Below are 870 nucleotides of genomic sequence, written 5' to 3'. Positions count from 1 at the left end.
AAACAAATTGCACCGAGTATGTTAACTCTGCCAGTGTCACTAACGGTTGCGGAGGGCAAGTAAATGATCAAGAAATGGCTATCGGTTGCTCTTATCTCAACCGCGGCGATGATGCCTCACACAACGTTCGCGAGCGATACGTTGTTGCAAAAAGCGCAGCAAGAAAATCGTCAGCAACAAACGCACAATGCGTCACGTGAATCGGGTTTCAAGAAAACCGAACAAGAGCTGCAAGCAATTAAAAACAAGCTCGTTGCTGAACGTGCAGCCCTTCAAGCCGAAGCTGATACATTAAGCGTCACGTTTAGTGAAAATGAAGCGGAACTGGCTCAGCTAGAAGAAAAATTGCGTTTAGAAACGGGCAGCCTAGGCGAACTATTTGGTGTTGTTCGTCAAAACGCGAAAGAGCTTGAGTCAGAACTGAAACACGCAGTGACAGGCGTAGATGCCAACTCATATCAAAAAGACATTGAAGCTATTGTCGCGGCGAAGTCTCTACCGACGTTGAAGCAATTGCAAGCGATGTGGCGCAGTATGGAAGAGCAAGTTACCGCAAGTGGCGAACTGGCGAAGGTCTCTTTCACTTTGCTCGATGGAGAAGGTAAAGAACAGACAGTCAACGGTGTTCGTCTTGGCGCAATGGCACTACTTGATGACAATGGCTATGTGAAATGGAACGGCCAGCGCGGTGACGCAGTGAACTATTTGCGTCAGCCAGAAAATGGTCCGACAGCGAGCGCATTCACCAACGGCGAATTGGATTCGTTAGTCATTGATCCATCGCGTGGCATTCTTTTAGAACAACTAGCGAACTCGCCAACGCTGAAAGATCGTCTAAATGCGGGTGGCGTAGTTGGCCAGATCATCCTT

1 pseudogene is annotated in these 870 nt (G+C 48.3%); it reads left to right on the top strand.

Features of this window, described 5'->3' with window-relative positions:
• Window positions 1–63: 63 nt before the first annotated feature.
• Window positions 64–870 (top strand): annotated as a pseudogene (locus R7Q46_RS25875) (flagellar motor protein MotA); the annotation flags it as partial.

The sequence above is a fragment of the Vibrio sp. 811 genome, assembly GCF_033339195.1.
Note: the sequence above shows the minus strand (reverse complement) of the source record. Positions and strands in the feature narration are given on the sequence as shown.